This is a genomic window from Flavobacterium sp., from assembly GCF_052437795.1.
GTDB lineage: Bacteria > Bacteroidota > Bacteroidia > Flavobacteriales > Flavobacteriaceae > Flavobacterium.
This window is the reverse complement of sequence record NZ_JBQVPA010000005.1, coordinates 44,256-58,311: the sequence shown is the minus strand read 5'-3', so window position 1 is coordinate 58,311 and position 14,056 is coordinate 44,256. Positions and strand designations below refer to the sequence as shown.

General features: G+C 44.2%; 13 protein-coding genes. 9 read left to right on the top strand and 4 right to left on the bottom strand.

Going from position 1 to position 14,056, the window contains the following annotated elements; genetic code table 11:
* Positions 1–10: 10 nt before the first annotated feature.
* The 6 genes from ACT6R0_RS15685 (at position 11) to sucD (ending at position 5,278) form a co-directional block, all read left to right on the top strand.
* Entirely contained in the window at positions 11–1,399 is a 1,389-nt protein-coding gene (locus ACT6R0_RS15685) for a bifunctional UDP-3-O-[3-hydroxymyristoyl] N-acetylglucosamine deacetylase/3-hydroxyacyl-ACP dehydratase (RefSeq protein ID WP_444654600.1), read from the top strand.
* 11 nt (positions 1,400–1,410) lie between these two features.
* A complete protein-coding gene (gene lpxA, locus ACT6R0_RS15680) occupies positions 1,411–2,202 on the top strand; it encodes an acyl-ACP--UDP-N-acetylglucosamine O-acyltransferase (RefSeq protein ID WP_444654599.1) in 792 nt (263 codons plus the stop codon).
* Positions 2,203–2,302: 100 nt separating this feature from the next.
* Entirely contained in the window at positions 2,303–2,869 is a 567-nt protein-coding gene (gene efp / locus ACT6R0_RS15675; RefSeq protein WP_444654597.1) for an elongation factor P, read from the top strand.
* 127 nt (positions 2,870–2,996) lie between these two features.
* On the top strand, positions 2,997–3,926 hold the full coding sequence (locus ACT6R0_RS15670) for a UDP-3-O-(3-hydroxymyristoyl)glucosamine N-acyltransferase (RefSeq protein WP_444654595.1): 930 nt from the start codon (positions 2,997–2,999) through the stop codon (positions 3,924–3,926).
* Between the two features lie 2 nt (positions 3,927–3,928).
* Positions 3,929–4,291 (top strand): nuclear transport factor 2 family protein, encoded by a 363-nt coding sequence (locus ACT6R0_RS15665; protein WP_444654594.1) that lies wholly within the window; start codon positions 3,929–3,931, stop codon positions 4,289–4,291.
* A gap of 114 nt (positions 4,292–4,405) precedes the next feature.
* Complete coding sequence (gene sucD / locus ACT6R0_RS15660; protein WP_444654593.1) at positions 4,406–5,278, top strand: succinate--CoA ligase subunit alpha; 873 nt, start codon at positions 4,406–4,408, stop codon at positions 5,276–5,278.
* A gap of 240 nt (positions 5,279–5,518) precedes the next feature.
* Here the strand turns inward: sucD and ACT6R0_RS15655 are convergent, their stop codons facing one another.
* The 3 genes from ACT6R0_RS15655 to ku form a co-directional block, all read right to left on the bottom strand.
* A complete protein-coding gene (locus ACT6R0_RS15655) occupies positions 5,519–6,712 on the bottom strand; it encodes a S41 family peptidase (RefSeq protein ID WP_444654591.1) in 1,194 nt (397 codons plus the stop codon).
* Between the two features lie 85 nt (positions 6,713–6,797).
* Positions 6,798–9,425, bottom strand: coding sequence for a DNA ligase D (gene ligD / locus ACT6R0_RS15650; RefSeq protein ID WP_444654590.1), 2,628 nt, complete (start codon positions 9,423–9,425; stop codon positions 6,798–6,800).
* 47 nt (positions 9,426–9,472) lie between these two features.
* Positions 9,473–10,258 (bottom strand): non-homologous end joining protein Ku, encoded by a 786-nt coding sequence (gene ku, locus ACT6R0_RS15645; protein ID WP_444654589.1) that lies wholly within the window; start codon positions 10,256–10,258, stop codon positions 9,473–9,475.
* A gap of 278 nt (positions 10,259–10,536) precedes the next feature.
* On the opposite strand from ku, the gene ACT6R0_RS15640 reads away from it, so the two are divergent.
* The gene (locus ACT6R0_RS15640; protein WP_444656318.1) at positions 10,537–11,358 is read left to right on the top strand and encodes a hypothetical protein; all 822 of its coding nucleotides are present in this window, start codon (positions 10,537–10,539) and stop codon (positions 11,356–11,358) included.
* Positions 11,359–11,404: 46 nt separating this feature from the next.
* Here ACT6R0_RS15640 and ACT6R0_RS15635 read toward each other — a convergent pair whose 3' ends face one another.
* Positions 11,405–12,082 carry a YciE/YciF ferroxidase family protein gene (locus tag ACT6R0_RS15635; protein ID WP_444654587.1) on the bottom strand — a complete coding sequence of 226 codons (678 nt, stop codon included), beginning with the start codon at positions 12,080–12,082 and terminating at the stop codon, positions 11,405–11,407.
* A gap of 183 nt (positions 12,083–12,265) precedes the next feature.
* Between ACT6R0_RS15635 and ACT6R0_RS15630 the strand changes: the two genes are divergently transcribed.
* A complete protein-coding gene (locus tag ACT6R0_RS15630) occupies positions 12,266–12,757 on the top strand; it encodes a DNA-deoxyinosine glycosylase (RefSeq protein WP_444654585.1) in 492 nt (163 codons plus the stop codon).
* A gap of 567 nt (positions 12,758–13,324) precedes the next feature.
* Positions 13,325–13,795 carry a hypothetical protein gene (locus ACT6R0_RS15625; protein WP_444654584.1) on the top strand — a complete coding sequence of 157 codons (471 nt, stop codon included), beginning with the start codon at positions 13,325–13,327 and terminating at the stop codon, positions 13,793–13,795.
* The last annotated feature ends 261 nt before the right edge of the window (positions 13,796–14,056 follow it).

Sequence of the window (14,056 nt, the reverse complement as noted above, 5' to 3'; positions counted from 1 at the left end):
AGTATAGGTAATGGTTAAACAAACCACAATCAAAAGTGAAATATCCCTCAAGGGTGTCGGCCTGCACACAGGCAAGGAAGTAACAATGACCTTTAAACCGGCTCCAATAAATAACGGGTATACTTTTGTTAGGGTAGATTTGGAAGGTCAGCCCGTTATAGAGGCTGATGCCAATTATGTTGTCAATACCCAAAGAGGCACCAACCTTGAGAAGAAAGGTGTCAAGATACAGACTTCAGAACACGTACTTGCCGCTTTTGTGGGCTGCGACGTGGACAACGTTATCATAGAGCTTGACGCATCTGAGCCGCCGATCATGGACGGTTCGTCTAAATTCTTTGTGGAAGCCATAGAGAAAGTAGGCGTAGTGGAGCAAAATGCAGAGCGTATCGAATATATCGTGAAGGAAGTTATCTCTTATACAGATGAGGCTACCGGCAGCGAGATAATAGTGATGCCTGCCGATGAATACCAGGTAACTACAATGGTTGACTTTGGTACTAAAGTATTGGGCACACAAAACGCTACCCTGAAGCACATCAGCGATTTTAAAGCAGAGATATCAGAATCCAGGACTTTCAGCTTTCTTCATGAATTAGAGGCTTTGCTGGATAATGGCCTTATAAAAGGCGGCGACCTTAACAATGCCATTGTGTATGTTGATAAGGAGATCTCTGAACATACGATGGAGAACCTCAAGAAAGCTTTCGGAAAGGAAAGCATCACGGTAAAACCTAACGGCATCCTTGATAACCTGACGCTGCATTACCCTAACGAGGCCGCACGCCACAAGCTGCTTGACGTAATTGGCGACCTTGCCCTGATAGGGACCCGCATCCGCGGAAAGGTGATAGCCAACAAGCCGGGCCATTTTGTGAACACGCAATTTGCTAAGAAAATGTCCAAACTCATCAAGATCGAGCAGCGTAATTACGTGCCCACATATGACCTGAATAAGGAGCCGTTGATGGATATAAACAAGATCATGAGCATCCTGCCGCACCGACCGCCTTTCCTTTTGATAGACAAGATCCTTGAAATGAACGAGAGCCATGTGGTAGGCCTTAAGAACGTGACCATGAACGAAAGCTTTTTCGTGGGCCACTTTCCGGGTGCACCGGTAATGCCAGGAGTTCTTATCGTCGAGGCTATGGCCCAAACGGGAGGTATCCTTATCCTGAGCTCTGTGCCGGATCCGGAGAATTACCTGACTTATTTTATGAAGATCGATAATGTGAAATTTAAGCATAAAGTGCTTCCGGGCGATACGCTCATATTTAAGTGCGACCTTATATCGCCGATACGCAGGGGCATCTGCCACATGCAGGCCCATGCCTACGCCAATGGCAAACTCGTTGCCGAAGCAGAACTAATGGCACAAATTGCCAGAACAAACTAAAAGCAAAGTAAATGAACCAACCGCTAGCATATGTACATCCGGGCGCTAAGATCGCCAAAAATGTGGTGATCGAGCCTTTTACGACCATACACAATAATGTGGAGATCGGAGAAGGTACCTGGATAGGATCCAACGTTACCATCATGGAAGGCGCAAGGATAGGTAAGAACTGCAACATATTTCCGGGTGCCGTAATAAGCGCGCCACCACAGGACCTTAAATACCAGGGAGAGGACACAACTGCCGAAATAGGTGACAACACTACCATCAGGGAGTGCGTTACGATCAACAGGGGAACATCCGACAGGATGAAGACCATTATTGGCAAGAACTGCCTCATCATGGCTTACTCGCACGTGGCACACGACTGTTTTGTGGGCAACTACTGCATCTTCTCCAACAATACCAATCTGGCAGGCCACATCACCGTTGGCGACTATGTGGTACTTGCAGGAATGGTGGCCGTACACCAGTTCTCTACCATTGGCAATCATGCTTTCGTGACAGGCGGTTCGCTTGTACGTAAAGACGTGCCGCCGTATGTAAAGGCCGCGCGCGAGCCGTTGAGCTATGTGGGTATTAACTCCGTAGGGCTTCGCCGACGTGGTTTCTCACCTGAGAAAATTACCGAGATACAGAACATATACCGCATCTTGTATCAAAAAAATTACAACGTATCGCAGGCGCTTGAGATCATCGAGGCCGAGATGGAGGCAACACCTGAGCGTGACGAGATAATCATGTCGGTACGCAACTCTCCCCGCGGTGTAATGAAAGGCTATACAGGCGGAAATAAAGAATAAAAAGAGTTGATTTGGTTATTTGTTGATTTGTTGATTCGAATCCAAATAACCGAATTATCAAATAACCGAATTAACAGAAAAAACAAATAAACTAAGAAAAATGGCAAGTACATCAGATATCAGGAACGGGTTATGTATCAAATTTAACCATGATATTTATAAGATCATCGAATTCCTACACGTAAAACCGGGTAAGGGTCCGGCGTTCGTAAGGACAAAACTAAAGAGCCTTACTAATGGTAAAGTACTTGACAATACTTTCTCTGCAGGCCATAAAATTGACGATGTAAGGGTTGAGACACATAAGTTCCAGTTCCTTTATCCTGAAGGCGACCAATATCACTTCATGCATGTTGAGACCTATGAGCAGATATCGCTGCATAAAGATATTCTTGACGCTCCGGACCTTTTGAAAGAAGGCGAGAACGTAATGGTAATATGGAATACTGAAACAGATGCGCCGCTATCAGTAGATATGCCTGCTTCTGTAGTACTTGTAGTTACCTATGCAGAGCCGGGCGTGAAAGGCAATACTGCGACCAATGCTACAAAACCGGCAAAGGTAGAGACAGGCGCTTCGGTCAACGTACCGCTTTTCATCAACGAAGGCGACAAGATCAAGATCGATACGGCTACCGGCCACTATATGGAGCGCGTTAAGGAATAGTTTATTTTGTTATTTATGGATCTGGTTATTTGGCTTTGAGGATGTCTGTTCACAGATGATCGAATTACCGGATCCACGAATAAACGAATTACCGCATCCACACATAACCAAATCCACAAAAAGAAAAATGAAGTTTCCAAAAGTCTATCCTTTAAAAGAGATCGCGGCTATCATTGGTACAGCATATGTAGGCGATGATAACTTTCCGGTACACGGCATGAACGAGATCCACGTGGTGGAGCCAGGTGACATCGTGTTCGTAGACCATCCTAAATATTACGATAAAGCACTGCGGTCGGCAGCGACCATCGTGCTTATCAATAAAGAGGTTGACTGCCCCGAAGGAAAGGCGCTGCTCATTTCGGACGACCCATTCAGGGACTTCAACAAGCTGACCAGGCATTTCAGGCCATTCATGTCGTCCAATGCCTCCATTTCGCCATCAGCTGAGATAGGAGAGGGGACGATCATACAGCCCAATGCTTTCATTGGCAACAATGTAAAGATCGGCAAGAATTGCCTTATCCATTCCAATGTAGCCATTTACGATAACACCATTATTGGCGACAATTGCATGATCCATGCTGGCACTGTGCTTGGCGCAGATGCCTTTTATTACAAAAAACGCCCTGAAGGCTTCGATCAGCTGCTTTCCGGCGGGCGTGTGGTGATCCACGATAATGTAGGCATTGGTGCACTGTGTACGATCGATAAGGGTGTTACAGGCGATACCATTATTGGCGAAGGGACAAAGCTTGATAACCAGGTACACCTTGGCCATGATACCGTAGTTGGCAAAAAGTGCCTTATCGCGGCACAGACCGGCATTGCGGGCTGTGTGGTGATAGAAGATGAAGTGACCATCTGGGGGCAGGTAGGAAGTGCCAGCGGCATTACCATTGGTACCAAAGCCATTGTACATGCCCAGGCAGGTGTTAGCAAGTCGATCGAAGGTGGCAAGACCTACTGGGGCACACCGGCACAGGAATCGCGCGAGACCCTGAAGCAAATGGCCAACGTAAAACGAATTCCCGAACTATTCGAAAAACTGAAATAAGCATGACCGCAAAAGAGCTTGTAACCGAATACTATGAGTCCGGTGCCTCCAGGACGAGGGAAGGCATTGCGCGTTTCCTTCATGATGAAATGACACTGAAGTGGCACAGCTCCAAGGGCTACCTGCAGCTTGAAAAGAGCGACATACTGGCGCTTACGGCAGAGCTTGAAAAATCTTATTGTGCTTCCAGGCTGGACATCACCCACATCATTGCTGATGGCGATGCGGTATCGGTGCGCTATACGCATTATGTGAACGCTTTCGAAAACCCCCACGAGGAGATGGTGCTGGCACATTTTATAGCTATATGGGAGGTAAAGGACGGTAAGCTGTACAACGGCTACCTGATGAGCCAGCTAGGTTAGCGAAATACCATTTTCGTAAAAATATCTTTATAAAAATCGACTTAAAAGCTATATTATATATTGCAAAAGTCCTATTTTTGCGTCACCATTTAAAAATAATTTAAAAAACATATCATGAGTGTTCTGGTAAATAAAGATTCCAAAATAATTGTACAGGGATTTACAGGAAGCGAAGGTACATTCCACGCTACCCAAATGATAGAATACGGTACTAATGTTGTTGGCGGCGTTACCCCTGGTAAAGGCGGGACTACGCACCTTGACCGTCCGGTGTTCAACACCGTAAGGGACGCTGTTGAGATCGCTGGCGCTGATACTACCATCATTTTCGTTCCGCCGGCCTTTGCTGCCGATGCAATTATGGAAGCTGCCGAAGCAGGCATCAAAGTGATCATAACCATCACTGAAGGTATCCCTGTTGCGGACATGATCAAAGCTTATGATTACATACAAGGAAAAGACTGCCGACTTATAGGCCCTAACTGCCCGGGCGTTATCACTCCGGGAGAAGCTAAGGTTGGCATCATGCCGGGCTTTGTTTTCAAAAAAGGCAAAGTAGGCATCGTTTCAAAATCAGGTACGCTTACATACGAGGCGGCCGACCAGGTGGTGAAGCAGGGCCTTGGCATCACAACGGCTATAGGTATCGGTGGCGATCCTATCATCGGGACTACGACTAAAGAAGCTGTTGAGCTTTTGATGAACGATCCTGAAACTGAAGCTATCATCATGATCGGTGAGATCGGTGGACAGCTTGAGGCTGATGCTGCCAAGTGGGTAAAAGCTGACGGTAACCGCAAGCCTGTAATTGGCTTCATCGCCGGTGAAACTGCTCCTAAAGGCCGTACAATGGGCCACGCGGGTGCTATCGTGGGCGGTGCTGACGATACAGCTGAAGCCAAAAAACGCATCATGAGGGAAAACGGCATCCACGTTGTTGACTCTCCTGCAGAAATAGGCAAAAAAGTAAAAGAAGTATTGGGATAATTTTCCCGGTCCAAGATAACTAAAGGCTGTCCGTAAGGATGGCCTTTTTTATTGAGGCTTAGGTAATACCCTAAAAGGACTACGCTAATCAAGATGCCCCTTAGTCAGGAAGCGATGCTCCGGGCTAAAAGGTAATCCTTGAGGGGTTGCTTTAGCGTAGCTGCATTCCCTTAAACCATAAGAATTATACTTTTTGCAGAGGCCAGCACCTAAAGAGTGAAAATGTATATTATGCCAGTATCACTTTGCCAGTTTCAAAGCTTTATCCTTCGTTTCGATGCTATTTTTGGTCAGGTAGGCTGGTACGAAATCCTCTCTTGGCGTACCGTTCACATGGTACATTCTTTCATAAGGGATCTGGTAGCCATAGCCGGTATTCTTCATTTTAAATGTATAGATCGCGCCAAGCAGCCCTGCCATCCTTGTCCCTACGGTCTGCGAGCGTTCCATGGCGTCAAAACCTATCACCATGCCTTCGCCCATGCTGCCCGTCCAATGGCCGGCCATTACAATTAATTTGCCTTTGTAGGTGCTGCCTCGCGGGGTTACATACTCTACCCACGAACGTACTGTGCCAAATTCTTTTTCATCAATGACGTGCTTTTGGTAGGGTAGTTCCCTATCGGTAAAGCGCCCCATGATGCCGCGCGCCACGGTTGTATTGCCGCCGCCCGGTGTGTCGGTCAGGTCAAGGATAAGGCTTTTTGTTCCCATTAATGCTTTTAGGGCGATATCGAATTCTTTTATAAGATCATTGTTGCCAAGGGAGTTATTGATCTTTATGTAGCCGATGTTGCCATCCAGTATCTCGTATTGCAATAAACTTGTGCTTGGCCGTATCGTTTCGCTATCGGGTTGGAATTCTTTTTCTTTACCGTTAGCAATAACGGTAAATACCCTTTTGGTATCGTGCTTTCCCGCCAGCAGCATATTAAGCGCATAAGAATACATCGCTTCGTTATGTTCGTTGGTAAACTTAGGCAGGAATTTCTGCAATTGTGGAAGTATGGGCCGACCGTTAAATCTTACCACCTCCATACCGGGTCTTATCCCTGAGGACCCTGCATTGGAACCAGTTTTTACATCAGCAATGAAAAAGCTATTACCTTTCTTTTCAGCAAAAATATCAGCACCACTGGGAATGATCTTGTTGGATATTGGCAGGCTAAGATTTAGGGATACATGGCCGTTGTGGAGCTCATTCACCACACTTTCCAGAAACTGTACAAAATACCAGTCGTGCGTTATCGTATCGGCTTGAGGGAGGTAGATCTCCTTTACCTTATCCCAGTCGATGCCCTGTTTTTCAAAATAGGCATAGTGTTTATCGTAGTCGTTCCAAAACTCCAGGAAATCCTCATGGTATTTGCTTTGGGCAAAAAGTGTTTGGGCTAACAGGAGTATGACAAAGATGAGTAGCTTATCAGGGCGCATTGCTTTTTTAGCAAATGTAAGAAAATACAAAAGATAATGTACTGGTATTTACATACACTATGATCAGTTTGGTCGGGTTCACAAATTACCCTAGCTTCTCCAGTACCGTTTTCAGATCAACTGCATTATCAAATAGATCTGCCCATAAGTCACCTTTTTCCTTCACGCGTTCCGGCAGCGTTTTGATATTATAGTTCTTCAGGTCAAAACCTTTTTCATTGAGTTCCTCCCATTCTAATGGCGCGCTTGCGGTAGCGCCTTCACGTGGCCGTAGGGAGTATGCGCAAGCCATGGTCTTGCCTTTTCCGTTTTGGAGGAAGTCGAGGTACACTTTGCCTTCACGATCCTTTGGCATGCGCTCCAGGCTGGTGATCTTAGGTAATGCCTTATTTACGGCCTGACTGATCAAATGTGAGAAATCACGTGTCTGGTCGTAGGTATATTTCGGCATGATCGGTATAAATACGTGCAGCCCTTTGCCGCCTGATGTCTTCAGGTAACCTTTTATGCCAAGGCTGTCCAATACTTCCTTTACTTTGTTGGCTGTCGTGATGAGGTCTTTTAGCGTTGCCTTGTTCGGGTCGAGGTCGAAGATGATATAATCAGGGTTGTTTATGGTGCCCACGTGGCTGCTCCAGGGGTTGATCTCGATACAGCCCAGGTTGGCCATGTACATTAAGGTTTCCTTATCGTTACAGATCAGGTATTCTATCGACTCTCCTTTAGAAGAGGATCTTATCTTGCGAGTCTTAGCCCAGGATGGCGCTTTCCCTGCCATGTCCTTTTGGAAAAAACCCTCGCTTTTGATACCGTCAGGCGTACGGCGCAATGATTGTGGCCTGTCCTGTATGTATTTCAGTACACAGTCGGCCATTGCATCATAGTACGCAATAACATCACCCTTGGTATAGCCTTCCTTCGGCCAAAAGATCTTGTCAGGGTTTGTGATCTCTACCTTGTCCGTGTCCCAGCCTGTTTTGCTTTGCATCTTTTTTTTTGTTTTGGCCTTCGCCGAAGTTGCCTTTTTAGGGATCATATCCTTTTCAGGGACAATGGCTTCTGTCTGTTTCGGAATTTCCCGGGTAACCTCTGTTGGCTTTTTGTCATTACGCAAGGCAATGAACACAGGATGTCTCAGGCTGTTGGTCTCTGTCCATTCGGAGTACTTTATCTGTGCTACGAGTTCCGGCTTTATCCAATGGACTTTCGGTTCTTTAGGCTTCACGGCAAATGGGCAGGTTTTCTGCTCCAGCTTTACCAGCTTATTGTACATATCTTTTAGAGAATCCTCGTTAAACCCTGTACCGACCTTCCCTGAATATTGCAACTTGCCATCTTCATAATATCCCAACAGTAGTGATCCAAACCCGCTGCGCGAACCCTTCGGCTCTGTAAAGCCGCCTATGACCATTTCCTGCTCCTTGGTCACCTTTATCTTAAGCCAGTCTTTGCTTCGTTTATCTACATGGTAACGTGATGTGATCTTTTTGGCAATAAGCCCTTCGCCACCTCTTTTTTTGGCTTCCTTAAGCGCATTTGTGCCGTTGCCTGCAATATGCCCGGAGTATATGATCTCATCCGTTTGCGGCAGCACGGCTTCCAATATCCGCTTGCGCTGCAGGAGTTCAAGGGACGTAAGGTCGTAGCCATTGTAGTAAAGGATATCGAACACATAGCATTTTAATTTGCCACGGTCGGGGTTTTCTGCAAAGTACTGCAGCCACTGGAAATGACTGAGGCCTTTTTCATCTTCTACTACGATCTCACCATCCAGTATGATATCATCTTTAATGATGCCGAAAGCTTCGACCAATCCTTTGTATTTTGCATTGAAGGAAAGCCCATTGCGCGAAACAAGCGCTACTTTCCCCTTATGTACTTGTATAAGGGCACGATAGCCGTCATATTTGTTCTCGAAAACCCAGTCCTCACTGTCAAAAATTTCATTTGCAAGCGTAGCCAACTGTGGCTTCCAATCCTTTGGGAATGTTTTTCGCACCTTGGCATCAGCTACGTCTTCGGCAGTAAAAGCCGGTGCGTGAGACTTCAAATTTGAATTGTCCGTAGGTACTTCATCCAAAATATGGTCTGAGTCACCGTGAAAGCTTTTCTTTTCTTCTTTATCGCTTTGCCAGATATCCGACTTCTTATCAATTTCTATCTCTTCCAACGTTCTTCCTGTCAGGACAGAATGCTGATCGAATTCTTTTTCATCGGCGTATTCATCCTTACCTTTCAGCAAGAGCCATTCGTCCTGCTTACCGCCCATCCGTACCAAATGATAAGAGCCTTTAAGCTTTTTACCTTGCATCACCACTTTGATGTTGCCGTTCTTGTGCATCTTTTTAAGCAGCTTTTCGCTTTCTGCCACATTATCTGACCCTTCAGCGAGATAGGTGCCCGTATCCCATACCATTACCGTACCACCGCCGTACTGGCCTTTCGGTATCGTGCCTTCAAAGTCAATGTAATCCATAGGGTGGTCCTCTACGTGCATCGCAAGGCGTTTTACCGAGGTGTCTGCAATAGGCCCCTTAGGTACGGCCCAGCTTACTAAAACACCATCGATCTCCAGGCGCCAGTCGTAATGCAGGCGGGAGGCATTGTGCTTTTGCACCACAAAGCGTAATTCTTTTCCCGAACTTTTAACCTCACCTTTGGGTTCTTTCGTTTTTTTAAAGTCGCGCTTGCGGTTGTATTCGGTTAGTTTCATGTTTTGTTATTTATGCTTCTCGACTGCGCTCGCAGTGAAAGTATGTTTTAATTTTTAATCGCGGCAAGGCTGGCTTTCAGCTGCTCCAGCAGGTCGTCCTTGGCGGCCGGCGTTTTTCTGCGTTTGGTTGGCGCGGGCTCTTTTTTACCCGGCTTTTCTGATGCTTTTTTCTTTATCATCTTGATCAGCTCAGCCTTGTAGGTGTCTTTATATTTGGACGGATCAAATTTATCCGTCAGCTGGTCGATAATGCTCATCGCCATGTCCAGTTCTTTCTTGGTGATCTTAATGTCCTTAGGGATCAGTTCAGCTTCATCCGGATTACGCAGTTCATCCTGGAAGCGTATCTGTATCAGCAATATGGCATCGTCCTCCACTTTCAATATCCCTAAATGCTCGGTGGTACGCATCACGAATTTACATAAGCCGACCTTTCCGGATTTGCGCAGTGCCTCCCTCAGCAATGCATACACTTTCTTTGCTTCCTTAGCAGGTTCTGTGATATATGGCTTTTCAAGGTATTTTGATGGTATCTCATCTTCATTGATGAACTCGAATATGTCAAGCGATTGCGTTTTTTCAGGCAGTACTTTGGCAAAATCATTTTTATCCAATACTACATAGTCACCGTTTTCCTTGCGGTAGCCTTTGGCGATATCTTCCCAAGGGACTTCCTTGCCGTCCTTTTTGCAAACGCGTACGTACTGGATGGCACACTTATCTTTTTCGCGCACCATGTCCAGCGCGATGCGGTGGGTCTGTGTACCGCTGTATAATTTGATGGGTATGTGCACCAACCCAAAGGAGATGCTGCCTTTCCATAATGCTTTCATAGTCTTTTATTTAAGTTTATGACTCTTAAAGTTATATAGTAATGATGCATATTGCAAGGCTTTTAATACTCCTTTCACACCGATCGCCATAAATTCTTCATGAAATGTTAATTGTCAGTTTATTAATATTAATATCTTGTTAATACAGAATTATTATCGACATTTGCATACTGAAAATTAAAAGGTAAGATGTTACATCATTTACCTATATTATTATATAATTTTACCGCTTAGAGATGTACTTCCGAATTCTAAAAGCACTTTTGCTTTTAATTACAATGACGATCCCTGCATTAGCGCAGGGTACTAAAGAAGATCCCGACGAACTTTATACAGCACATAATAAAGGTAAATTCTTCATTTACTGGGGCGGTAACCGGGAGAGCTATACAAAGTCCGATATCAATTTTACCGGTAATGGCTACAATTATACGCTTTACAATGTTGAAGCTCATGATAAGCCGAAAGGATGGAGTATTGATTATATTAATCCATGCCGCATGACCATCCCGCAAACCAATGCGCGTATCGGCTATTACATTTCCGATCATTACAGTATCGGCCTTGGTGTAGACCATATGAAATATGTAATGACACAGAACAAGACCGTGAGGATGAATGGCTATATCGACCTGCCGGAAGATGAGGCCGGTTCGCAGTTCAACGGTACATACAATAATGTGCCCAGAGTACTGACCGAGGATTTCCTGACTTTTGAGCACACCGACGGGCTGAACTTTGTTAATGTTGGCATATCACGGATAGATGATCTTTCAAAGTATCTCGGCATAAACAATACCGATATTGTCCAGCTCAACCTCACTGAAGGTGTTTATGGAGGCTTTTTATACCCTAAGACGAATGCAAAAGTGATGAGCAAGACCCGCCACGATGACTTCCATGTATCCGGTTATGGCATCTCGGTAGAAGCAGGCATTAATATAACCTTGTTCAGGCACTTTTTCATATTGGGTGAGTTCAGGTCAGGATATATCAATATGCCCGATATCCGTACCACTCATCAGGGAGCCGACAGGGCATCCCAGCATTTCGGTTATTTTCAAAAGATGCTCTCTGTAGGAGGGATCTTCAGGCTATAAAAAAATGGGGCTCTTTCGGGCCCCATCTTGCAAGAATGCTGCTGCATTATTCCATCATACTGTCATCTGCATCAGCAGCATCAAAGTTTATGGTGTTATAGGCGGCTTCCGTAAGTGTCAGATCAGCTTGTTTCTCCTCTTCGAGAGTTGTATGTAAAAGTGCTCCGGCCTCTTCCTCTCCAAGGGTTTTGGCAAAGGCGCAAATGGTACCATAAGTAGCGATCTCGTAATGCTCGATCTTTTGTGAGGCAGCAATGATACCGGCATCACGCACAGGCCCCGGCTCTGTGCTTTCCATGATATCCTGTCCCTCCTTTATCAGGCCGTCCATTGCTTCGCATTTTTTGGCTACAGCTTTTTTGCCCGCAAGCTCAAATACTTTTTCAAGCCGTGCGATCTGCTCTTCGGTTACGGTCAGGTGTTCTTCAAGAGCGGCTTTCAGGGCAGGCGTTGTAGCATTCTTAGCCATTTTAGGCAATGCTTTAGTAAGCGCTTTTTCTGCCCAGTAAATATCTTTCAGGCTATCAATGTAAAGTTCGCGAAGGCCTTCGGCAGCTGTGCGTTTTGCTTTTACCTGTGCTTTTGCGGTTGTGCTTTTTGCAGCACTGGCTTTAGAAGCGGCTGCGGCTGTTTTTTGGGTTGCCGATCTGGATGCTGTGCCGGTAGCCTTTGCCTTTGAAGCGGCAGTTGATCCTTTGGCAGTTGTTTTAGTTACAGTTTTCATGATGTTATTAGTATTTTTGATAAATTGGCTTATTGCTCTTAACAAAATTAGGTAATGAATAACCGTGAGGTATTAATGAAAACTTAAATGATCATCTTGTAACAATACTTTAACCATCTGTGTTACAGTGATATTAAAATAATATCGGAACGTTATATATTTAAACAAAAAAATTACATCCTGATGATAATGTCTTTTGATCCTGTGGTAAATGATGATTCCAAGATCCTGATCCTCGGTACTATGCCGGGTGAGAAGTCGCTGGAACTACAGGAATATTACGGCAACCGCGGCAACCAGTTCTGGAAGCTGCTCTTTACCTTATTTAATGAAGAGCTGACGCAGGATTACGACCTGAAACTTGATCTGCTGAAAAGGCACAGGATCGCTGTCTGGGATGTGCTTGCAGGGTGCGAACGGGAGGGAAGCCTTGACAGCAATATAAAAAAGGAAATACCTAATGATCTTGAAGGATTTTACGAGCGCCATGCTAATATAAGACATGTATTCTTTTCAAGTAAAAATGCTGCTGCCTACTATGATAAATACGTTGGGAGAAAGCAGGGGATCGCTTATGGAACACTTCCATCGCCAAGCGGTGCAAATGCCACCAAGTCTTTTGCAGAAAAACTTGCCGAGTGGAAACAAAAGATCCTGTCGGCATTGGTTGAATGAGCGACAGGATCTTTCAGGGGGTTTGGTTAATGGAGAACAAAATGTGGTTTGTCAATTAGGAAGTAAAGTACCTCCTTAGCCTTCGTTGTCTGTAGCTTTTCATACCAGCGTGTATGAATTGCCTTACTCGGTTTTTTAGGTTGATCCAGGTCATGGCATTGTTTTTAATCCTTGTTTAACGTGATACAAGTTTCAGAAAATTATAAGGAGTTTTAATTAATTAAATATTAAAATTTCGTTAGGGTTATAATTTGTGTAAATGTAATAATTTTTTAACTATTTTATTTATAAAATGCATATTTATTTCTTAACTAAATAAATTTGTGATATTTTTCTTATTTGTTGTTTTAAGGGTTGATTAACATTTACAGGTCAAAAATAATTTATTATAGTTATGCACGGTAGGTAGAAATTACCTGTTTTGTAAAAACAGGTAATTTCTACCGTTATAAAAGTTCCATAAATTTTGTAATTAAAATGAATGTAAATGTAGGCAGGCCTAATAGTGTAATACTTAAAATATATATCTTTGTGACGTTTATGCGTCGTATAAAAATTTGGGTTTCTATGAAAAAACTGATGCTTTTCCTATTTCTTTCGGTATCCTGTTGGTCACAGACAACCGGATTTGTGGCACGCCATAAAGACCTTGTTTGGGAGAGTGTTGTTATTACCAATGAAACAAATATCCCAGCCCTTATAGCTCGGCATCCGCGCCTTGCTATTACATCTTCTCATAAAACCCTGCATAAAGGATCAGGTACAATGTTCAAGAATACCTGTCCTGGCGCTTCAGCATTCATGGACTTTGAATTCAGTTTTGATTTTGAGATAGAATCAGGCGAAGGAAAATACAGGATAACGGTCTATAATATCGTATATCATACCTCAAAAGATAAAAAGACAGCTGCTGAAAAGTATTTTCTCGATAAGGGCCTGTTAAAGCATGATGAGATAGCAAATAAAGACCTGCTTTGTATGGATGCTTACCTTAACAGGATATTTACCATGACCCAGGTATATAAAAATAAAATGTAAGCTGTTCCTAAGTTTATTTTCCTCTGCTATTCCTTAACTCTTTATATATATCCTTTATCGGTCTACTTAGGGTTTTACCAAATCTTTCATCTCATGAAATAGCTTGCCATTCATGTAACTCCATGTATTGCTTGATGTTTAACAATTTATCATTATTGCGGGCATAGATGATATGAGGTATTGCGTTGTCGTTTAATGCTTTTAGTCGTATAAAAAAAGATCCGGCTCTGAAGGGAACCGGATCTTTTATAATTATTCAAT

What these genes read in the sequence shown, in the direction of transcription:
- ku (WP_444654589.1), bottom strand. Translation starts at nt 10,258, where the DNA reads ATGAAAGCATTATGGAAAGGCAGCATCTCCTTTGGGTTGGTGCACATA.
- ACT6R0_RS15685 (WP_444654600.1), top strand. Translation starts at nt 11, where the DNA reads ATGGTTAAACAAACCACAATCAAAAGTGAAATATCCCTCAAGGGTGTC.
- ACT6R0_RS15625 (WP_444654584.1), top strand. Translation starts at nt 13,325, where the DNA reads ATGAAAAAACTGATGCTTTTCCTATTTCTTTCGGTATCCTGTTGGTCA.
- lpxA (WP_444654599.1), top strand. Translation starts at nt 1,411, where the DNA reads ATGAACCAACCGCTAGCATATGTACATCCGGGCGCTAAGATCGCCAAA.
- efp (WP_444654597.1), top strand. Translation starts at nt 2,303, where the DNA reads ATGGCAAGTACATCAGATATCAGGAACGGGTTATGTATCAAATTTAAC.
- ACT6R0_RS15670 (WP_444654595.1), top strand. Translation starts at nt 2,997, where the DNA reads ATGAAGTTTCCAAAAGTCTATCCTTTAAAAGAGATCGCGGCTATCATT.
- ACT6R0_RS15640 (WP_444656318.1), top strand. Translation starts at nt 10,537, where the DNA reads ATGACGATCCCTGCATTAGCGCAGGGTACTAAAGAAGATCCCGACGAA.
- ligD (WP_444654590.1), bottom strand. Translation starts at nt 9,425, where the DNA reads ATGAAACTAACCGAATACAACCGCAAGCGCGACTTTAAAAAAACGAAA.
- ACT6R0_RS15630 (WP_444654585.1), top strand. Translation starts at nt 12,266, where the DNA reads ATGATAATGTCTTTTGATCCTGTGGTAAATGATGATTCCAAGATCCTG.
- ACT6R0_RS15655 (WP_444654591.1), bottom strand. Translation starts at nt 6,712, where the DNA reads ATGCGCCCTGATAAGCTACTCATCTTTGTCATACTCCTGTTAGCCCAA.
- sucD (WP_444654593.1), top strand. Translation starts at nt 4,406, where the DNA reads ATGAGTGTTCTGGTAAATAAAGATTCCAAAATAATTGTACAGGGATTT.
- ACT6R0_RS15665 (WP_444654594.1), top strand. Translation starts at nt 3,929, where the DNA reads ATGACCGCAAAAGAGCTTGTAACCGAATACTATGAGTCCGGTGCCTCC.
- ACT6R0_RS15635 (WP_444654587.1), bottom strand. Translation starts at nt 12,082, where the DNA reads ATGAAAACTGTAACTAAAACAACTGCCAAAGGATCAACTGCCGCTTCA.